At 49.9% G+C, this 19,942-nt stretch carries 17 protein-coding genes; 4 read left to right on the plus strand and 13 right to left on the minus strand.

The window, feature by feature from the left end:
* Nucleotides 1-47: 47 nt before the first annotated feature.
* The 3 genes from KQJ23_RS09340 to KQJ23_RS09350 form a co-directional block, all read right to left on the minus strand.
* Complete coding sequence (locus tag KQJ23_RS09340; RefSeq protein WP_216478794.1) at nt 48-3,221, minus strand: MMPL family transporter; 3,174 nt, start codon at nt 3,219-3,221, stop codon at nt 48-50.
* The gene (locus tag KQJ23_RS09345; RefSeq protein WP_346779372.1) at nt 3,218-3,667 is read right to left on the minus strand and encodes a MarR family winged helix-turn-helix transcriptional regulator; all 450 of its coding nucleotides are present in this window, start codon (nt 3,665-3,667) and stop codon (nt 3,218-3,220) included. Before KQJ23_RS09345 ends, KQJ23_RS09340 begins: the two co-directional genes overlap by 4 nt.
* Before the next feature lie 180 nt (nt 3,668-3,847).
* Nucleotides 3,848-6,070, minus strand: coding sequence for an MMPL family transporter (locus KQJ23_RS09350; protein ID WP_216478570.1), 2,223 nt, complete (start codon nt 6,068-6,070; stop codon nt 3,848-3,850).
* Between the two features lie 182 nt (nt 6,071-6,252).
* Between KQJ23_RS09350 and KQJ23_RS09355 the strand changes: the two genes are divergently transcribed.
* Complete coding sequence (locus KQJ23_RS09355) at nt 6,253-6,867, plus strand: TetR/AcrR family transcriptional regulator (RefSeq protein WP_216478571.1); 615 nt, start codon at nt 6,253-6,255, stop codon at nt 6,865-6,867.
* An 83-nt stretch (nt 6,868-6,950) separates the two neighbouring features.
* On the opposite strand, the gene KQJ23_RS09360 is transcribed toward KQJ23_RS09355, so the two are convergent.
* The 6 genes from KQJ23_RS09360 to KQJ23_RS09385 all read right to left on the minus strand — a co-directional run bounded on the left by KQJ23_RS09360 (nt 6,951) and on the right by KQJ23_RS09385 (nt 13,692).
* On the minus strand, nt 6,951-7,373 hold the full coding sequence (locus KQJ23_RS09360) for a GNAT family N-acetyltransferase (protein ID WP_216478572.1): 423 nt from the start codon (nt 7,371-7,373) through the stop codon (nt 6,951-6,953).
* A 28-nt stretch (nt 7,374-7,401) separates the two neighbouring features.
* Nucleotides 7,402-8,076: a ribose-5-phosphate isomerase RpiA gene (gene rpiA, locus KQJ23_RS09365; RefSeq protein ID WP_216478573.1), complete on the minus strand. Its 675-nt coding sequence runs from the start codon at nt 8,074-8,076 to the stop codon at nt 7,402-7,404.
* Between the two features lie 116 nt (nt 8,077-8,192).
* Nucleotides 8,193-8,837, minus strand: coding sequence for a DsbA family protein (locus tag KQJ23_RS09370; protein WP_216478574.1), 645 nt, complete (start codon nt 8,835-8,837; stop codon nt 8,193-8,195).
* 134 nt (nt 8,838-8,971) lie between these two features.
* The gene (bcbE, locus tag KQJ23_RS09375) at nt 8,972-10,225 is read right to left on the minus strand and encodes a bacillibactin exporter BcbE (RefSeq protein ID WP_283571168.1); all 1,254 of its coding nucleotides are present in this window, start codon (nt 10,223-10,225) and stop codon (nt 8,972-8,974) included.
* Nucleotides 10,226-10,308: 83 nt separating this feature from the next.
* Nucleotides 10,309-12,648 carry an RNA polymerase recycling motor HelD gene (gene helD / locus KQJ23_RS09380; protein WP_216478575.1) on the minus strand — a complete coding sequence of 780 codons (2,340 nt, stop codon included), beginning with the start codon at nt 12,646-12,648 and terminating at the stop codon, nt 10,309-10,311.
* Nucleotides 12,649-12,669: 21 nt separating this feature from the next.
* Nucleotides 12,670-13,692 (minus strand): FUSC family protein, encoded by a 1,023-nt coding sequence (locus tag KQJ23_RS09385; RefSeq protein WP_216478576.1) that lies wholly within the window; start codon nt 13,690-13,692, stop codon nt 12,670-12,672.
* A gap of 128 nt (nt 13,693-13,820) precedes the next feature.
* On the opposite strand from KQJ23_RS09385, the gene KQJ23_RS09390 reads away from it, so the two are divergent.
* The gene (locus KQJ23_RS09390) at nt 13,821-14,339 is read left to right on the plus strand and encodes a hypothetical protein (RefSeq protein ID WP_216478577.1); all 519 of its coding nucleotides are present in this window, start codon (nt 13,821-13,823) and stop codon (nt 14,337-14,339) included.
* A gap of 72 nt (nt 14,340-14,411) precedes the next feature.
* On the opposite strand, the gene KQJ23_RS09395 is transcribed toward KQJ23_RS09390, so the two are convergent.
* Nucleotides 14,412-15,500, minus strand: a complete 1,089-nt coding sequence (locus KQJ23_RS09395) for an AI-2E family transporter (protein ID WP_216478578.1) — start codon at nt 15,498-15,500, stop codon at nt 14,412-14,414.
* A 221-nt stretch (nt 15,501-15,721) separates the two neighbouring features.
* The gene (locus KQJ23_RS09400; RefSeq protein ID WP_216478579.1) at nt 15,722-15,877 is read right to left on the minus strand and encodes a hypothetical protein; all 156 of its coding nucleotides are present in this window, start codon (nt 15,875-15,877) and stop codon (nt 15,722-15,724) included.
* 150 nt (nt 15,878-16,027) lie between these two features.
* Here KQJ23_RS09400 and KQJ23_RS09405 point away from each other — a divergent pair, with 150 nt between their 5' ends.
* Nucleotides 16,028-17,101, plus strand: coding sequence for a bifunctional 3-deoxy-7-phosphoheptulonate synthase/chorismate mutase (locus tag KQJ23_RS09405; RefSeq protein ID WP_216478580.1), 1,074 nt, complete (start codon nt 16,028-16,030; stop codon nt 17,099-17,101).
* Between the two features lie 3 nt (nt 17,102-17,104).
* Here the strand turns inward: KQJ23_RS09405 and KQJ23_RS09410 are convergent, their stop codons facing one another.
* The gene (locus KQJ23_RS09410) at nt 17,105-18,181 is read right to left on the minus strand and encodes a lactonase family protein (RefSeq protein ID WP_216478581.1); all 1,077 of its coding nucleotides are present in this window, start codon (nt 18,179-18,181) and stop codon (nt 17,105-17,107) included.
* Nucleotides 18,182-18,359: 178 nt separating this feature from the next.
* Between KQJ23_RS09410 and KQJ23_RS09415 the strand changes: the two genes are divergently transcribed.
* Nucleotides 18,360-18,695 (plus strand): LytTR family transcriptional regulator DNA-binding domain-containing protein, encoded by a 336-nt coding sequence (locus tag KQJ23_RS09415; protein WP_216478582.1) that lies wholly within the window; start codon nt 18,360-18,362, stop codon nt 18,693-18,695.
* Between the two features lie 82 nt (nt 18,696-18,777).
* On the opposite strand, the gene KQJ23_RS09420 is transcribed toward KQJ23_RS09415, so the two are convergent.
* Entirely contained in the window at nt 18,778-19,776 is a 999-nt protein-coding gene (locus KQJ23_RS09420; RefSeq protein WP_216478583.1) for an aldose 1-epimerase, read from the minus strand.
* Nucleotides 19,777-19,942: the final 166 nt, after the last annotated feature.

Here is a 19,942-nt window from a genome sequence, read left to right on the forward strand (position 1 = left end):
AAAGCCACAGCGGCTTGAAGGGGCGTTCTTTATTTTATAGCTCGTAATTACATCGTATAATGATTGCCTTGATTGTGTCCTGCAGCGTTGTCTTCCGATTCAGCGCGGCTGAACGGCCACCAGTTCCATCTGCCGAACATTCTGACCATGACCGGAATAAAGAACGGCAGGAGTACTACGGAGTACAAGAATAATCCCGTAATGACGACCGTTGCGATCTGCAGCATGGACAACACGCCCGAAGGGTACATGGAGGCCATCGTTCCGGCCAGAATCACAGCCGCCGACAAGATAACCGTCCCCATATTTTTCATGGCATGCAGAATGGCTTGCCCTGCTCCCCAGTCCTTGTGCTCATTAAAGCGATCCATCAGGAAGATACTGTAGTCAACGCCGAGCGCGACAAGAATGACGAAGCTAAAGAATGGCGTAGCCCAACTGATGCCTGAATATTGAAGCACATCTGCGAAGATCCATTCCGAGAAGCCCATCGAGGCATAGAACGTTAGTACGAGTGAAGCAATAATATAAAGCGGCATGATCAAAGACCGCAGCAGGATGACCAAAATAATGAAAATACCCGCCAGCATCAGAATCACCGTACGCGTGTAATCCTCGCCGGAGATGGTCTTCAGATCATTAAACGTACTTGTGACGCCGCCAATGGCAATCTCCGCATTTTCCAGCTTGGTGTCTTGAACAGCCTTGGCCACTGCTGCTTGAACTCTATCGATTTCATCAATAGCTGCCTTGCCGTAAGGATTGCTGGAGAACACTACGTCCATAGTCATAACTTTGCGGTCAGGAGACAGGTACAAGTCGAAGACCTGATTGATCTGCTCGTTCTCAAGCGCTTCTGCCGGTACATACCAGCCTGCAAGCTCACTGTCGGACGAACCGACCTCATTCAGATAATCCTTCGCCGTATTCAGGCCATCTGATACCTGAGCGAGACCATCGACGCTTTGATCCAATCCGTCTGTCAAAAGTGATATTTGCCCGGCAAACTGGCTGAAGCCGGTTTGAATTTGCTGTTGTCCATCCTCTATTTGCGACAGCCCCGCTACGACATCCGGAATATTGCCAATCACTTGGCCTTGACCGGCCGCCGCTTGATTCAACCCGCTCTCAAGCTGATCGAGACCTGCAATGAATTGATCCAGTCCTCCTGCAAGCTGTTGGCCGCCAGCCACCGCAGCTGCAAACCCTTGGTTGGCTTGATCCATGCCCGAGACTACATTTCCAAGCTCTGAATGAACTTGGGTTAAGCCTGCCGCAAGCTGCGGAAGTGCTTTGCCTAACTCAGTAACCGTGCCGCGAATCGTTAAGTAGTCCATATCTGCAGCAAGCTCGGGATATTTGCCCTCCAGGCTGGTGAAGCGGGCATCGAGAGCAGAAAGTCCTTGCGTTACCGCTTCAAGCTGCTGGCTCATTTGTCCGAGCCCGCTATTCAATTCGGTCAGCCCCCCGCCAATTTGCTGATAACTGGCAAGAAGCTGTGAATTAGCATCTGCAAGCTGCTTGGCACTGCTCTTCACTTGCTGCAATCCTTTCTTCAATTCCCCTGCCCCGGCAGAGCCATCCTGAATCCCCTTCTGAATTGCCGTTAATCCATCCTGCATTTGACTTATACCTGATTTCAATTCAGCGGTGCCCGCTACCAGTTGTCCTGTGCTGGACGCCGCCTCTGCCAGCTTAGGCTCATTTTCAGTCAGCGCCGCACTTGCTTCAGCCAATCCATTCCGGATGGTGCCGAGTCCTTCGGTGCCCTGGCCAAGTCCATCCCCCACAGTCTTCACCTGGCTGTTCAGGGTAAATTCCGTGAGTTCATCACCCGCAGGCCGGCTCAAGCTTCTGACGCTGGCAACGCCGTCCACCTCCGTAATGGCACGAGAGATTTTCTCGGCAAGCGTCATATACTCGGCGGAGTCCATCTCTTCATCGTTGCGAATAACCAGCTTGGTGGGAAGGGTCTCCCCTGGCTCGAAGCTATCAGAAATAATATTATAAGCCTTGACCGATTCAAACTGCTCTCCGATTTCCTCCATGCTATTGAAGGATACATTTCCCGAATAGGTAAAGAGAAACGGCACCGTCACAGCAGCCACAATCAGCAACGCTGCCCAAGGACGCTTCAGGGAGAAGTTGCCGATAGCCCCCCAGAACCTGTTCTCCTTATGCTCCAGCGATTTGTTAAGCGGCCAGAACAGCTTGCTGCCCAGCACGGCCATAAAGAACGGGACAATCGTAATCAGCGCTAGCAGCATAACCGCGATTCCGACTGCAACCGCTACTGCCGAACGATACAATACAAATTGGGAGAACCCGATGGCAGAGAAGCCGACAAGCACGGCTAAGCCAGAGAAGAATACGGTTTTACCCGCTTTTTTATAGGTTTGAACGATAGCTTCCCACTTATCCGCAGCTGTCTGGAGCTCCTCCTTGAACCGGCTGATCAGCAGGATGCAATAATCCGTCCCGATGCCAAACATAACGGCAACCATAAAGATCTGTGTATAGGTTGAGATTGGAAAATCAAAACGATCCACCAGGAACGACACAATGGATTGGGATATAACATAACTAAGTCCCACCGTAAGAAGCGGAACAAACGGAGCGATCGCCGACCGGAATACGACAACCAGAATCAGCAGGATAAAGATGACGGTGAAATATTCCGATTTCTTCAAGCCTTGCTCCGAGCTGTCGATCATATCTCCATTAATCTGCTCTTCCCCCGTCATGTAGTGCTCAACCGATACCTGATCAAGCACTTCGCGGATGCCTTGCTCGAGCTCCTTGACCGTACGGTCAACTGGCTGAACACTAAGCGAGGTCAGCAGGGTTGCACCGTCTTGCGAGATCATCTTGTCTGCAGCTTCCGGCGTAGAGAAGGGATCTGTAATGCTGCTGATGCCCAGCTCGTTCATGTTCGTTCTGAGCTCATCCAGCGCTTGCTGGATCTCTTGTCTTTCTCCATCACTTATGCCTTGTTCTTTATGGAACACAAGCGCAATTTGCAGCTCTTTGCCGCCTCCGTCTGTATCGGAGATCTCCTTCAAAATCGAGGATGCGGTGGACGAGGAATACCCCTCAGGTACAGTAATATCTCCTTTTTCCCGTACCAGATCCCCCATCGACGGCGCGGTAAAGATAAACACGGCAGCTATAACCAGCCACAGTGCCACGATTCCCCATCTAGCCTTCAGTATGAATCTCAACATTCTCCACTCCCTTTTTCCATCATGTTCGCCAGCTTTTCAAACGTTTGGATGAAGCCTTCAATTTCGTCCTTACTGTAGTGAACCATATACGTCGAAATAACATCGAGAATTTGACTTCGGGTCCGGGAATACAGTTCCTTCCCATATTCCGCCAAAGATAAATATACGATCCTTCGGTCGCTCTCATCCCTGTTCCGCTTTAAAATTTCCCGATCTGTCAAACGCGTCGTAATTGCCGTTATCGAGCTTTTGCCCACAGAGAACACGTCCGCTAACTCCGTCGAGGTCACTTCTCCTCTGGTGGCGATGTAATCAATAAGCTGGTACTGCTCCAAGGTTAGCTCATCTTCAAGACCGTTTCTCAGTTCATTGTACATCCGCTTAGTAACCTTAAAGAATGCGGCCATGTAACGCTCATAAACGATTCGTGATTCCAGGTTCACCTCTATTCACCTCCGGTCTGTTCCTGCACAAACAAGTTCGATCATAGAACTATTCGACAATAAAACTATATGGCGATTTTTTCTTAAAGTCAAATGTCTAGCTATGCCTGCAAAATGCTGCAAGAGCCGTCCTGCCATAAAGTGCAAGACGGCTCTTTGAAAGTTAATCCAGCGGACTATTTAAGCTTGCACACGGGTAATGCGTTCTTCCTTCGCACCCTTGCCGGGCCAGAACGCCCAGTCGCCGAGAAGAACCGTAATGGCTGGAACCAAAAACGGCCGAACGACAAACGTGTCGAGCAAGACGCCAAGGGCGGTGATGATTCCGAATTGCACCAGCGCCTGAATCGGCAAAGTCGCCAGCACGGCGAACGTCCCCGCCAAGATCAATCCGGCGGATGTGATCACACCTCCGGTCTCTGTCACTCCCTCCCGAATCGCCTCTTTCAAAGGCATGCTTTTTCTCTTTTTCCAGATGCTCGAAATGAGAAATATATTATAATCTTCTCCCAAAGCAACCAGGAACACGAAAGCATACAACGGGATCAACCCTTGAATCGCTGCGGTCCCCATAAGATCATGAACGAAGAACCACCCCAGACCGAGCGCGGAGAAATACGACAGCACCACCGTCAGGATCAAATACAAGGTTGCAACAACCGATCTCAAGTAGATGAGGAGCAGCAAGGCGATCAGACCGATTACGATCGGAATGACGACTTCGGTGTCGCGGTTGTTGACCATCTCTGTATCATACTGTATAGCAGGCTGGCCGCTGATCCACACCTTGGAGTTCGCCGGGGAAATTCCGGCCTCTTCCAGCGCAAACGCTGCCGTCTTACGCAAATCAGGAATATGGTTCACCGCTTCGATCGAATATGGATTCATGCTGAACTCCACGTCGACCGCGATAATATCTCCATTCTTCTTACCTTGCTCTGGCTCGGAAATCTTCGCAAGATACGGAAGTCCCATCAAGCTCTGCTGCAGAGAAACCTCCTTTCCTTCCGTGTCCACCATAATTTTAACCGGCGCCAATTCACCCGGCGTGAACTTTTCCCCGATCACGGCGAAGCCTTCACGAGACGGCGAATCCTCGGGGAAGGAGGAGAGAAGATCAACCGTGTATTCGATCCGGAAAGTATTCGTTGCTGCAGCTCCGAGAAAGACGAGCGTGATGATTACGACCATCCAGGGACGCTTAGTAACGATGGCCCCGATCGCGCCCCCGAACTTCGCCTTTTTATTTGCCTGCGCAGGTACCGCTTTCCCTTTAGCTCTCCGGTATTCCGTGTCCATTTCAGGCGTCCGAGGAACGAAGGGAAAAAATGAAGCCCGGCCAAGAATGGCCAATAGTGCAGGCACCAGTGTCAAGCTGGCAATCGCCATGATCAGAATCGACAAGCTGAACGGCACCGCAAAGCGATGAACAGCACCATATTTGGCAAGCAATAAAACCAGCAGTGCAATAACTACGGTAAATCCGCTCATAGCGATCGCCCCGGAAGCATCCTTGAATGCTTCCACCAGTGCTTTGATCTTATCTCGTTGCTTCAGGAGAATTTGGCGATATCTTGAAATCATGAATAGACAATAGTCCGTACCTGCCCCGAATAAGAGCACCGTCATGATCGAAACGGCCTGCGAATCTACGGTAATCCAGCCGAGTTCAGCCATTTTGCCGAGAATCGGACTGGCGGCACCAAAAGCGAAACCAACCGCGATGATAGGAATAATAGCCAAAATGGGGGACCGATAGATCAGCAAGAGCAAAATCAGGACGAGCAGTACCGTTGCTATCATCAGGGACACATCCGCATTGGAGAACAGTCCAACCGCATCGATCGAAATCCCCGCCGGTCCCGATACGCGCGCTGTCAATCCACCGCTCTTTAATTCGGTCGAAAAAGGATCGGTGCCAAATACAGCTTCAGCCTGGCGGCGGATTTCTTCCGTCCCTGCCTTCAAGGTATCGGAATCCGTGCTATCCGCGAAGAAAATCGGCAGAACGAATGCCGCTCCATCCTCTGAGGCCTGCTGCTGGAGCACCGGCAAAGGAAGCTGCCCGAATGGAGGAAGCGCACTTTGCGCTTCGAGAGGATTAGCGGTGAAATAGTCTGTCAGCTTCTGAATCCCGGCGAAATCCGATTCGGTAAGCCCGCCTTCCCTGTTCCATACGATCAGAGCCGGAATTCCGCTCCCACTCGGAAACTGCTCCTTGGCTATGGCAGCTGCCTTAACCGAGGGCTGCCCCTCATCCAGGTTGGCTGCATTGTTCTGTACCATGGAATGAACCCCTGGCCATACCATACTCAGAACTCCTACTATGATGACCCATAAGGCCAATGTCACCCACTTACTCTTCTTGCCGGCAACCCAGCGGCCAATATGTCTTGATAACATTTCAACTTCTCCTCCATCCCTGCTCAATTCATTTAAGGCTATGTGATCCTTTTCATAATAATTATATATACCGGAAGGTTAATTATAAATCAAGATTTTTTGTATTTATTGTTACGGGTCCTTTTTGCCTGAATTGCGCTTATGCTATAATAGTTCGTCAGAACAAGGTGTGAGGTGATAGAATGAGCACCCCAAGTAAAAAGTCACTCGGCCGACCCGTACAGCAGCCGCACGGCATGCCGACTTCAGAGCAGATTTTGCACGTTGCAGCCGCACTCTTCATGGATTACGGATTTGAAGCTGTGTCTATGAATCAGGTTGCCGAGAAATGCGGCGTTACCAAAGCGACAATCTATTACTATTATCCGGCGAAAACGGACCTGTTCGTCGCTTGCATGACAGGTACGCTGACGATTGTAAAAGAGCGGATTCAAGCTATCCTAGAGCAGCCGGGAACGTTTCAGAGCCGGTTGATTTCGATCACGGAGAACTATTTAAAGGTCCCAAAGATGCATGTGAACGGAATGTTCGAGCAAGTAAAACGCCATTTGTCCGAGGAGCAGCAGCAGATGCTGATCGCTGCCGAGAATGATCTTTATGAGACGCTGAGGGAAGGATTTGAAGGTGCTGCGCGGAGCGGGGAGATCACCTGTGAGGATCCTCTCCTGGTCACTCATTTGTATGTCGCGATGCTTCGGGCAGGGGAACGGCAATACGGTAAGCAAGTGTTGTTCTCCTCTCGGCAGGAAGCCGCAGAAACTATCGTAGCCTTTTTATGGAGAGGAATTCATCCATAGTCCGGATCAGAGGAAGTCAAACAGCCAACGAAAAAATCCTCCCCAAGCGTCGTATTCAGACGTTGAGGAGGATTTTCGCATATTTATTCTTCAGCTTCATATACACAGCGGAAGAGCTCCGGCTGTTCAGGCACCGCGAAAAAGCCCGTTACGCTAAACCCGATATTCCGGAAAAAGTCAGCCCCCTCTTCATCGGTTACAGCTGTGACCAATTTAGGCTTTTTCAGGATAATCGCCTCTAAAATCAAACCTCTGCCGTAGCCTTTGAGCCGATCCTCGGGGCGAATGGCCAAATGCATAATGTCCATGCGTTCCGGTGACAGCATCTCAATGCCGATCAGGCCGATCCATTCTTCATTGTCCTGATAAGCATACAATTCTGCTTCCCTGCCCGAACGGTAACGGGACCACATCTCTTCCTGCTGCTCCAGGTCGAACCCTGCTGCGATCTCCATCAATTCTTGAACCGCCGGTTCAACCGGCTCGCTGTTAATATGTATCAGCAAGGGATCTCCTCCTTCTCTCTTCATCCGCTTAGGGCTTCTCGATAATCTCGGTTGTACCGTCCTCATGCCCAATAACTACAACATCCGCAATATTCACGAACAGTCCATGATCGACTACGCCGGTCAATTGCTTAAGCTCCGTATCCAGAGCTCCCGGATCCTTAATGACACCGAACGAAGCATCAACAATATAATTTCCGTTATCGGTCACATAAAGCCCGCCGTCACGGGTCCGCATTTGGAACTCAATATTATAGCGGCTCTTAAGCTGGACAAGGGTCCAATCATAACAGAACGGAACAATCTCAATAGGCAGCTTAAATGCGCCCAAATGTGGAACCAGCTTGCCCGGGTCGGCAATGACAATAAACTTGTCACTGTTGATAGCCACCAGCTTCTCCCGAAGCAATGCTCCGCCTCCGCCCTTAATCAGAGCCAGGGCAGGATCAACCTCATCCGCTCCATCAATGGCAAGATCCAGCTTACTCACATCCGCTGCTTTAATGAGCGGAATCCGGTATTTCTCCGCCAGCTCCTCCGACGCTTTCGAGGTCGCAATAGCCTGGATCTTAAGCCCTTCTGCTACCCGCTGGCCAATTCGTTCAATCACATAGTAAGCTGTAGAGCCTGTCCCCAAACCAACAAGCATTCCTTCTTGAACCCATTCTGCGGCTTTGTACCCTGCTGCCTGCTTTGCATTCATCTTTCCGGTTCCCCCCTGCAAGTCTTATTACACCTTATGTTATCTTAACAAAAACCCCGTTAAAAAAGAACAGCACATTCCATCGCGAATACGATGTTCATGCACTGTTCCCGGGTTTACTTCCCTTCTATAGTAGCTTTGATTCCCTCATACGAGACATCCTCTACCATCTGACCATTGACGAACACCGTCGGGGTTCCGCCGACCTCGTGAGCATCTGCAATCAATACATCCTTCTTAATCTGCGGCAGGTATTTCTCCTCGTCCAATTCCTGCGTAAACTGCTCCAGATCTGCCTCCGGGATCTCATCGGCCACCAGTTCAATGATAAAATCCCGATTCGCCCATTCCTCATCCTTCTTCCCCTGATGCTCCATCATCAGGTCGAAGTATGTCCAAAAGTATGCGGGATCTTGTTGATACAAGGTTTCTCCCGCCAAAGCGGCCAATGTGGAATCAGGTGCCAGAAATGGAAGATCGACATAATAATAGACGGCTTGTCCACTATCAATATAGTTCTTTTTAAGCGGATTCAACACTTCATCTTTCCAACGCTTACAGGCAGGACATTTATAATCCGCAAACTCAATGATCTGGATCGGCGCATCCGGATTGCCCAGATAAGGCTGGTTATCAAGATTAAAGTCCTTTGAGTTGCCTGCCTTCTCGGTCACGCCAAGATCGGGAGACACAGCCTTCGGCTCCTCCTTTTTTACCGAGCATGCGGTTAAGGCTACAACTGCAAGCAGCAGTATAGCCATCCTTTTCAAAAAGAATCCCATCCTAGTCACATCATTTCCCTCCATGTATTGTAGTGGCCCAATATTAGGAAATAAATGGAGGGGATGTCAAGGAAAAAGATCACCAAGACCGTGACCAGCTCATATCCCGAAGCTCAGGGCTGATGGGCAGGCTTTCGCGCAGCCTGTTCTTTTCTGCCTGATTCCCCCGCGCCGGCTTCGGGTTTGACGAGGGTCAGCAGAAGAATCACGCCGATCAGCGATACCGTCCCGACGACGATGAATAAGGCCATATGCCCAGAACCTATCAATAAGGAAATGACTGGAGGCCCAAGAGACACGCCGATAAAGCGCATACTGCTGTAAATTGAAGTGATGGATCCGCGCAGTTTTTTCTCAATTCCTTCCGTAATTAAGGCGTCCGAGCTTGGGAGTACAATTCCGATGCCGACGCCGCACAGAATCAGACAAGCAATGACATAGTAAATATTATTGAACAGGCTGATTCCGAACAAAGAACCCGTGGCCAGCACTAGTCCGCCGACCCCGCACCATTTCATTAAGCGCTTGTCTTTGCCGATCCTTTTCCCGGTTAAATACGAGGCCAGGCACAAGGCAGCCAATGGGATAGCCAGCACTAGTCCCTTGAGAATGCCTTCAAGCCCATGCTTTTTCTCTAATTGGTCGGATAAATAGAACAAAACGCCAAACAGCAGAAACATGCAGATTCCACCGATGGCAAATATGGCGTACAGCCATCTGCCCTTTTCCTTAAAGACCTGCTTAATGGAGCTAATAAATTCCCGCAGCGGTTGTCCCGAATCCTTCCGTTCAGGCTCATGAACCAAAAATAAAACAAGCAATAGCGATAACACGCACAGAATCGGAATGGACAAAAAGGGAACATACCAAGCCCAGGCTCCGAGCAACGCTCCCAGGATCGGACTAATGACCTTGCCAAAGGTGTTGGACGTCTCGATAATACCTAAGCTATGACTAACCTCATTGTCATCATCGAACATATCCCCCACGAGAGGGAGGACAATGGGAAACGCACCTGCAGCTCCGATTCCTTGAAGAACACGTCCCCCCAGTACGATCCAGTAGATGGACGCCCCGCCGCCGATCCAGGATGCAGCCCCTGCAACCCCGCCACCAATACCCGCTACAATCAGACTGGGGATAATGATCTTTTTTCTTCCCCACTTGTCTGAGAAATAGCCTGCGATTGGAATGAGCAGGATCGCAACAACGGCATAGGCCGTAATCAGGAAGCTAACCTGTAATGAGGATATATGAATTTCCTTGGCAATCTGCGGCAAGATCGGAATGAGCATGGAATTGCCCAAGGTCATGATCAGTGGAATCGAGGCCAGTGCAGCCAAGTCCCCGGTTTTCTTGTTCTTCAATTTATGTACCACCCTTCATCGCTTAGGAACAAATCCATCATAGCTAGTGTGGATGGTACAGAATAAAATATTCCCGGGATTTCTTACATGCGGTAAAGCCGTTCATCCGCTTCCTGCATGAATCTGCTTGGTTCTCCCAGAGAGTAGATGTGCAGCAGATGCATCGCCCGGGTACAGGCGGTATAAAACAGCTTCCGCTCCGCTTCTCTCGTATAGCAGTCATTAGACCCGTTATAAATCAGAACCGCATCAAATTCTACTCCCTTTGCCAAGTAAGCGGGAATAATATGGATCCCCTTTTCAAAAGACAAGGTCGTCTTCTTGATTAGCTTGACTGGCAATACATCAGCAAGTGCTGCATAGGCCTGCTCGCTCTCTGCAGCCGTTTTGCAGATAACGGCAATGGATTCATAACCTTCTCCCCGAAGGTGCTCAATTTGCGACAACAATTGTCTATGCAAGTCATCAAGATTATTTACAAGCTTGACGACTGGCAATTCACCCTCCCGATTAAACGGAATAATCTGATCTCCTCCAGGAATCATCGCACGAGTAAAATCAACGATCTGCCGGGTTGAACGGTAGCTTCGCAGCAGTGTGATCGACTCGCTGTCCTTCTCCCCATACAGCTCCGTCAGGCTTGCCGAGGCCTGCAGTACAGAGGCATGGGCATAGATGGCCTGATTCAAATCACCTAATGCCGTAAACCTCGCCCTAGGGAACAGCCGCTTCAGAAAATGCAGTTGAAAGGGCGAATAATCCTGCGCTTCATCAATAATGACATGACGAATCGAGGTATTGGAACGGAAACCCAGAAGCATCTCCCTGAGGTATAGATAAGGAGTGGCATCCTCATAAAACAGCTCGCCATTTCCCATCTTTTGCAGAGTTAGCCTGGAAATATCCTCCCAACCCTTCGGAAGCGGCTCCGGGCTAAGCACCGCCATCAACTCAGGCTTTTGAAATAATTGCCGGTACAAGCGGTTCACGTCCACAAAGCGAAGGGATTTAACCCATCTGCGAAGCGGCTTCATTCGGTCGCTGATCATCATCTTCGCAAGGATCGCCTTCTCGTCCTCATAATCGCTGAATGATTGACCGCGCCGTCCCTGCTTGCGCCGCATCCGCTGAAAGGAGCGCTGATATTCATCCTTGTCCAGCAGTTGAATCTGCTCTTCCACCCAAGGCTCATTCTGCTCGTGCTTGCCGAATGCAGCGAGCTCCTTAAGCAGCCACTCCTTCAATAATTCGCAACGGTTCGCAAGACTTATGGACGGATCATAGGCGTAAAAAGCCTCTGCAATGGCTGCCGCACTAACCACTTCTTTGCCTTGAAAGCGAAGCGGCTTAAACAGCATCTGTTCACGCTCCAAGAGCTGTTTATACCGGTTGATCGCCTCCAGAAAGTGCGTGGAGGACTTATACTGAATGCCTTCAACACGCGCCGCGTAATCCGTATCGGCTAAATTGGACAGCACATATTCGATTTGAATGAACGGGTCCTCCAGTTGAACTTCCCTGCCAATCCGGTGTTCCAGGTACTCCTGAAATGTCGTTTGCAGCATATTTTCTTCTCCCAGCTCCGGAAGTACCGTAGATACATAGCTGTTAAACATCGGGTTCGGGGAAAATAGCAGCATTTGATCCGCAGTCAGACTACCCCGATGCTTGTATAGCAAGTAAGCTACCCGCTGCAAGGCCGCGGAGGTTTTACCGCTGCCAGCGGCACCCTGGACGATTAGCATCCGGGTCTTGTCATTGCGAATAATCATGTTCTGCTCACTTTGGATCGTTGCGACAATGCTCTTCATTTGCGCGTCCGAGCTGCGTCCAAGCACTTCCTGAAGCAGTTCGTCGCCGATCGTAACCCCCGTATCAAACATCACTCTTAACTGGTTGCCGCGAATAACAAACTGCCGCTTAAGGGACATCGTTCCTTCAATCCGTCCCGAGGGAGTCTGGTAAGAGGCCGGGCCAGGCACACTGTCATAGTATAAGTTCGAGATTGGCGCCCGCCAGTCATAAATCAGAAACTGCTCGTCACCGTCTTCGAGAAGAGAGGCAATGCCAAGATAAACAGCTTCCGGAGCGTCTCCTTCTTCGGCAAAGTCAATTCGGCCAAAATAAGGGGATTGCTTCAGTTTCCTCATCTTGCCCAATGCGGCTGAGGCATGCTGATGACTCTTCTCGCGTTCGGACAAGACCTGTGACTGTTGCCGCAGACTTGTCGAGGTCTCCCCGACATCATCGGCTTCGCTGAAGTTCACGGTTACTTCATCCCAGAAATCCTTCCGCATCTCCACAACATCTCCGCGAACCGAGCCAACCTCCTGCTCCAGCATAGCTATTCTTGAAGTAATTACGCTATGCACTCTCTCTACTCTCTGCTGTTCCTCAAGCCAAGCCTGATCCTTAACGTTCATTTGATCACCCCGTTGTAGAGCTTAATTAACATCTGCGGCTGAACGATGGTCCGCCAACCGGTTTAATCTTTCCAACTGATATCCATACTCATACATTTCCGCGGAGACGATCGTAAGCCGCAGGAAATCCTCTTGCTGTCCTTCGTATTTGTCAAGCAATCCGCGTAAAAACTGGTCGTTATCCTGTTCGAATTTTTCGCCTTCAAGCAGGTTTGGCTTCAGCTTATCATCGAATTTCAGCATGATATGCTCATGAAATTTAATCAACCGCTCCAGGTGCGCATCGAAGTCTTCATTGATCTCCGGGGTTCGCTGCGCCTGGAAATAATGTGCTTCCACCGCATCCAGTACATTGTAGCCCTTCCTTAGGGTTCTAAGCATCTGCTTGTACACCACCAGCTGCCGGCTATCGCTGAACTTCGGGCTTTTTAGCTTCTTCTGATCCTCTTCCATCAGCTTGTATTTGTCAGCCAGTGAATTAATCTGATCCTCCAGCGAACGCTTTTCACTGCGAAACACCGTTTCCTTAATCTCGTCAGACACGGCGGTCCGCAGCAACAATGACAAATGATCAAAGGTCTCGCGAATCTGATTGGTGTATTGGACATGAGGCTTGGGCGGAAACACCAGCAGATTAATAATAAACGCGGAGACAATGCCGATCAGACTGAGCGCAAAACGGTTCAGGGCAAATTCCCATTGCCCGGAAGCTTCCATCACGGCGATAACGGTAACCAGCGTAATGCCGATCGTCTCTCCCATTTTCAACTGCAAACAAATCATAATGACAATGATGCATACAAGCCCCACCGCAATGGGCTCATTGGAGAAAATCATGCCGCCAAGCATCGCGAGGATAGCTCCCAGAGTGTTCGTCTGAAGCTGGTCCATTAAATATCTCCAGGATTTATAGATAGAAGGTTGCATAGCAAATATGGCAGCAACAGCCGCGATGACCGGCGAAGATAACTGGAACCAGCTCACCGCATAGAGAGCAAGGGTCACGGCTAAACCCGTTTTCAGCATTCTGGCACCAAATGTCACATCTCATTCCTCCTGTTTACAGTCCATGCTCCTTGTTATTTTTACCCGAAATGATAAGAAACGGCTCATTATGGTCAACAATAAGAGATGAAACCCAATCATTCTAACTGAAGAGGTGAAGAAAGTCCATGAATTTACTAGGCAAGCTGACACTCCTGTCCATCGTGACTCTCAGTCTCGCCGCTGCTCCCGCCGCGGTACAGGTATCCGCTTCAGGCGAATGGAAGCCGGCAGCCGAGACAAGCCAGGACGGCAAGAAGCAGGAGCATCCTCACAAGCACGGCCATCACCGCCCGGTTCACGGAGGGCATATTGTGAAGGATACCGCCGATTTGCTCGGAATCAAGCCGCAAGCGCTGGTGGAAGAGCTTAAGCAAGGCAAGACACTGCTTGAGATCGTTCAGTCGAGCAAAGGGTGGACTGAGGAGCAGTATGTCCAGAAGCTAACCGAATCGGCTGACAGTCATATTGCCAAGGCTCAGGCCGAAGGCAAGCTCAGTGCGGAGGAGGCGGCGCGCATGAAGGAACGCCTCCCAGGCAAACTTAAGCGGATCATTAACCGAACCTGGGATCAAACAGCACCCGGCCACCCTGCTCTGGACTACAAGCAAAACCAGATCAACTGGACAGATCCGCAGCAGAAATAGAACAACGCAAAGGAGCTCCTCCGCAGTTCTCGGGGGAGCTCCTGCCATCATCGCGGAGCGTATCTCATCCGCTTAGGACGTTCCGTTGTCCTGTTCAGGAGATGACGATGCCTTCTTGAATAGCACCCGGCGATCAGGAGCATTCACCGGCACTTCCAGAATGTCCAGCAGGAACATGAAGATCGGCACCCCGACAATCAGTCCCCACACGCCGAAGAAATGCTCTGACACCAGCAGGATCATAAAGGTATAAAAGATAGGCAGATGGGTTTTGTTCGACATCAGCTTCGGGTTTAAAATATAAGCTTCAACCGCATGAACGACTGCGACCATGACCAGAACATAGATGATTTTAACCAGTCCGCCGATCTTAAAGGCAATCGCACATAACGGAATTAATGAAATGACAACCCCCATAACCGGGATGAGACCCAAGAGGAAAATCATAATGGCCAATGCAATCAGATTGGGGAAACCGAAAATCCATAGGAATGTAGTAGAGAGCGCTGCATTAACAAGCGCAATCAGGAACTGAACCTCAATGACCTTCCCGAAGGAATGTACAAACTTCTTCCCAAAGTACTCCAGCTCAAGGAACAAACCGGACAGACGGCTTTCTTTGAACTTTGACGTAAAGTTCGTAACCTTTTCCTTCTCCAGAAGCAGGAATAAGCTAAGAATGATGGCCACGAACAGATTAAGGCTCCATTCACCGATATTTGTCAACGTACTCAGAAGGAAGGTAAAGCCTTTATCAATATAAGATGACAAGTCGATATCCTTTAAAGAATCTACAAGGAAATTAAGCAGGATATTATCCGGCAGATTGGTCGGGGGATTATCGTAGAAGGAAATGACCTGATTGACCAGGTCGGTCAGCTCTGTAATGAATACAGGCAAGTAATAGTATATGGCCGTAACAAGAAGCGAAATCATAATGGCGTAAATAAGTAATACGACGATGACCGAATTAATCCGGAATAGTCTGTTCACATTGCGAACAATAAAATTATGGAGACGGTTGATCAGGTAAGTCAGGATAAACGTAATCAGAAACAGATTAAGCATACTGCGGGAATAGTACAGGATAATGATGGCAAATACCAATGCGATCACTCGGCGAAAGCCCGGCATTTGGAATAACTCTCTGAAGAAGGCCATTAAGAACAACTCGCTTCCTTGTCAAACTTTTGCTTGATTGCTGCCTACTAAATCATCTTACGCGAGCCAGCTTCATAAAAGCAAGCAAGACCGCTTATTTTTCCTTGGATAATCTGTTAAAGGCCCCTCCATCCAATTCAATGCGTTAAAGCTTCACCCTTGCTTCACTTGCCAGCAAGCTCTTGCCATCCTTTGCACATAAGACTATAATCTCGAATAAATTACGTAATGAGTACAGCAATAATGACCATGACGGAGAAAAGTACGCAGATGCGTCCAGACAGGGACGGCGGTGCCGCAGATTGAGAGCACCCCGATGGAGCCGCACTGCCGAAGTTCACTCCCGAGTCGAGCCCTGAACGTCCATATCGGTCCATTAGGGAGCTCCGGCCGCACGCCGTTATCCGTGTCTCGAGCTGAGTAACTGAAAGGTTGTCTAACAAGGGTGGTACCGCGGTAACCCCGTCCCTTGAGAGACAACCTTTTTTTGTACATCGGCACTACTATATGCAAAGGGGATAGAAGCAATGGCAGAAGCGTTGGATCAACTGCGGGAGCAACTGAACGGAATCAATTTCGAATTACTGAGACTGCTCAATGAAAGAGCGAGCATTGTTCGTGAAATCGGAGAGATCAAAGAAAAGCAAGGCGTGCCGAAATTCGATCCTGTACGGGAGCGGGCTATGCTGGAAGAACTGACTCAGGTTAACCCCGGCCCGTTCAAGGATGCCGAGATCAGACATCTTTTTAAGGAAATTTTCAAGGCGTCGCTGAACCTTCAGGAGGAAGACCATAAGCAGCAATTGCTGGTTAGCCGCAAGAAGCAGCCAAAGAATACGGTTATTGATTTGAAGGGAACCTGCGTTGGAGGCGACACACAGGTTATAGTCGCGGGGCCTTGCTCGGTGGAATCCTATGACCAGCTTCGCACGGTCGCGGCTGCCTTGAAGCAGGCAGGGATCAAGATCATGCGCGGCGGGGCCTTCAAGCCGAGAACCTCCCCTTATGACTTCCAGGGGCTGGGCGTAGAGGGACTTAAGATGCTGAAGGAAGTGGCAGATGAGTTCGGGCTTATCACGATCAGTGAAATTGTGCATCCGGACCATATGGAGCTGGCAGAGCAATATATCGATGTCATTCAGATCGGTGCGAGAAACATGCAGAACTTCGAGCTGCTTAAGGCAGCCGGAGAAGCCAAAATCCCCGTTCTGCTTAAACGGGGAATTGCAGCTACGCTGGAGGAATTCGTTCACGCCGCTGAATATATCGTCGTGAAGGGAAATACGAAAGTCATGCTGATTGAGCGGGGCATCCGCACTTACGAGAAGTGGACACGAAACACGCTGGATATCTCCGCCGTCCCGCTGCTCAAGCAGGAGACCCATCTGCCGGTGATGGTAGATATTAGTCATTCCACCGGGCGAAAGGATATCCTCCTGCCTTGTGCGAAAGCGGCTCTTGCAGCGGGCGCGGACGGCCTCATGGTAGAGGTGCACCCCGACCCGCAGACTGCGTTGTCCGATGCCGCACAGCAGCTGGATATTCCGCAGTTTGAGCAGTTATGGAGCGGGATACTCAACTCTGGGCTTTTCCATCAATAAAGATCATCTGAAAGGTCTTACGCATACCGGCTTGGCTACTTCAGCAAAATAGCCTGTATAGGTCAGCTTCCCGCTGGCCGGGTCAATACGGAATAAAGTCAGATTGTTGCTGTCCCGGTTGGCGCAAATCAAATAATCGCCCTCCGGTGTCAGTGCAAAATGACGGGGATGCCCCCCTTCCGTCGATACATGCTGAACGAAGGACAATGCCCCGCTGGCCGGGTCAATGGCAAATTGCACGATGCTGTCATGCCCGCGGTTGGACCCGTAAAGATAGCGTCCATCGTTAGACACTGCAATCTCGGCAGTCGTATTTTCACCTGAATAGCTGTCCGGCAAGGAGGACACTGTATTCACAGAGGTCAACTTGCCGGTCTCGGCTTCATACTCATAGGTGGTAATCGAGTTGCCTACTTCGTTAATGGAATACACATGCAGCCCATCAGGATGATAGGCCAGGTGCCTAGGCCCTGATCCGGGCGGAGTTACGGCATCATAAGCGGGAGCCAGCTTGCCTTCCCCAGCTTCAACGGCATAGCTACGTACCCGATCCAGCCCTAGATCCGCTACCAGCAGAAAGCGGTCATCCGGGCTGAATTTGGCAGAGTGAGGGTGAGGACGGTCCTGACGGACAGGATCAGTTCCTTGCCCCTCATGCTGCTGTTCATCAGTTAATTTGCCTGCACTCCCTGTACCTGACAGTCTGATCAACCCGACATTTCCCCCGTGATATCCCGAGACTGCGGCGTACTCGCCGGAATGGTCAATCTCAATATGTGAGGTTGAAGGCTTGAGCGTCTTGATTCGGGTCAATTCTGTAAGTTTGCCTGTTTCGCTATCGATCCGGAAGGACACAATCTCTCCGATCCGTTCTCCTCCCTCGGTTGTTTCGGAAATGGCATAGGCAAGACCTCTTCCTTCATCTAATCCAACAAAAGTCGGGTTCTTCATCCCGGACACCGCATCCAAACGGTTTAACGTCTCCTGTTCTTTATCCAGTTCGTATACATATACTCCGCTTTGCTCTGGATCGGCGTAGGAGCCTATGATGAGCAAGGTTCGATTTGGACTTAATTTCATGCTGAACATTCCTCCTTCTGCACTCCTGATTCAACCTCTATTTTTTCGTATATTCCCTGAAAAGTCCAGCGATCCCTCCCTAAATGATTAAAATTTAAAATTGTACCCCTACACAAAACCAGAAAAATATGTTATACTGCAAGCGCTTCCACAACATCTTCTAAAGGGGGAATTTGGAATGATGAATGTCGGACAGGAGAAGAATCATGTGTTCGATGTGTACGAGGATTTAGAGCCGCACGACACGTATTTCTTCAAGATTGGAGTCCAGGGATTGGTATGCTTCCACGGCAGATATTACAGCATAAAAAAGAGATTCTCCGCGGAACAAGTCTCCAAGCTCATCACAGACCCTTCGTTTTACCGCATCAGCAGCAGTTGCTATGTGAATCTCTCCAAAATCTCCGAGATTCGAGAGAATGAGATTTTGTTCCGGGATCAAATCCACGGAATCAAAACCTTGCAGGTTCCAAGACGTAACCTGGAGGAGATCAAACGGCTGATTCCTGCTTAAGGAAAGCGGGCAACAACTAAAAGAAGCAGCCAGGCGGCACTCATTTCAAGTGCTGCATCAGGCTGCTTCTTTTAATTTGTCATTAAACCGGCTTCACATAGAAGCGGGATGTCTCTTCCCAGATCTCACCAGCTTTGAGACTGAAAAGGCCGATCTCCTCGGCAGGCAAATCCACATTCGGGGCATTCACCAGGTTCACATGCGGCTCAGGACAGAAGAATCCGCCTGCTGCTCCGCTATTCCAGACCATCCACTGCTTGTATGACGTCCCCACATCATATACAAGCACGACGCCTTCTTTGCGGTCCGTCAGCTCCATCCGGTTTCGCCCATTCTGAGGTACGGCTGTGTAATGATTATCCATCGCAGCGAAGAACGGGCTAATACCTCCTCCTTGCAGCAACAGTTCCTCCTTGGATAGCTCCTGGAAGTCACCGGTCGGCAGCATCCGGTCATTCAAGGCCCATCTCTTTCCGATCGTCAGTTTCGCAGTACAGTCTTCGGACGAGCTTCCCTTTGCGAACGGTACATTCACAGCTGTATGGAAGGCGAGCAGGCAAGGCATCTCTTCCTTCCCATTGTTCTTCACGAACAGATGTTGCCGAAGTCCATCGGCTCCCAAGGAATAGGTCAGCTTGACCGTAAAACGGAATGGCAGGTATTGATAAATTGCATGCTGTTCATCTACGTCTATTTTCACCGTTACGAAGCTCTCGTGTCCGGTAGCTCCGAATTCTTCAACCTCCCAGGCTGCCGTATGCAGGAAACCGTGCAGGTGGTTGCCTGTCGCCGTCTCATTGACCGGAAAATTCAGAACCTTCCCCTTCCAAGGAAAGCGGCCGTCTTCATACCGGTTGGGCGGAAAGAGCACCGGAATTCCGTGCACGCCAGGATTATTCTTGAAGCTCTCCATTTCCGACTCAGCCGGCTCCCGCAAAAAGCGGTAACCGCTTTCGTTATCACGGAAAGCAATCAAATTCCCTCCCACATGCGACAACATGATCGCTTCATATTTCCCCGCCTGAAGCCCGATCGCCGGCTCCCCGTGAAATACCGTCTCATAAGCTTTGAACTGCGTCATTATTTGATCTCCCTTCACCACATTCCTAATCCTTAACTGGACAGGCAGGCTGTTCTGGTACGCATTATATCAAATCATAGCTTCCTTCGTCACCCGGCTCAAGATATGAAAATCAAGATTGCATACATAAAATCCCTACATTTCTGCATACTTCAAATATTCACTT

Source organism: Paenibacillus brevis, from assembly GCF_018919145.1.
In the GTDB taxonomy this organism is placed as follows: domain Bacteria; phylum Bacillota; class Bacilli; order Paenibacillales; family Paenibacillaceae; genus Fontibacillus; species Fontibacillus brevis.

What these genes read in the sequence shown, in the direction of transcription:
- rpiA (WP_216478573.1), bottom strand. Translation starts at nt 8,076, where the DNA reads ATGAATGCAAAGCAGGCAGCAGGGTACAAAGCCGCAGAATGGGTTCAA.
- KQJ23_RS09420 (WP_216478583.1), bottom strand. Translation starts at nt 19,776, where the DNA reads ATGACGCAGTTCAAAGCTTATGAGACGGTATTTCACGGGGAGCCGGCG.
- KQJ23_RS09350 (WP_216478570.1), bottom strand. Translation starts at nt 6,070, where the DNA reads ATGTTATCAAGACATATTGGCCGCTGGGTTGCCGGCAAGAAGAGTAAG.
- KQJ23_RS09410 (WP_216478581.1), bottom strand. Translation starts at nt 18,181, where the DNA reads ATGAAATTAAGTCCAAATCGAACCTTGCTCATCATAGGCTCCTACGCC.
- KQJ23_RS09370 (WP_216478574.1), bottom strand. Translation starts at nt 8,837, where the DNA reads ATGGCTATACTGCTGCTTGCAGTTGTAGCCTTAACCGCATGCTCGGTA.
- KQJ23_RS09395 (WP_216478578.1), bottom strand. Translation starts at nt 15,500, where the DNA reads ATGGCCTTCTTCAGAGAGTTATTCCAAATGCCGGGCTTTCGCCGAGTG.
- KQJ23_RS09355 (WP_216478571.1), top strand. Translation starts at nt 6,253, where the DNA reads ATGAGCACCCCAAGTAAAAAGTCACTCGGCCGACCCGTACAGCAGCCG.
- KQJ23_RS09390 (WP_216478577.1), top strand. Translation starts at nt 13,821, where the DNA reads ATGAATTTACTAGGCAAGCTGACACTCCTGTCCATCGTGACTCTCAGT.
- KQJ23_RS09405 (WP_216478580.1), top strand. Translation starts at nt 16,028, where the DNA reads ATGGCAGAAGCGTTGGATCAACTGCGGGAGCAACTGAACGGAATCAAT.
- helD (WP_216478575.1), bottom strand. Translation starts at nt 12,648, where the DNA reads ATGAACGTTAAGGATCAGGCTTGGCTTGAGGAACAGCAGAGAGTAGAG.
- KQJ23_RS09415 (WP_216478582.1), top strand. Translation starts at nt 18,360, where the DNA reads ATGATGAATGTCGGACAGGAGAAGAATCATGTGTTCGATGTGTACGAG.
- KQJ23_RS09400 (WP_216478579.1), bottom strand. Translation starts at nt 15,877, where the DNA reads ATGGACCGATATGGACGTTCAGGGCTCGACTCGGGAGTGAACTTCGGC.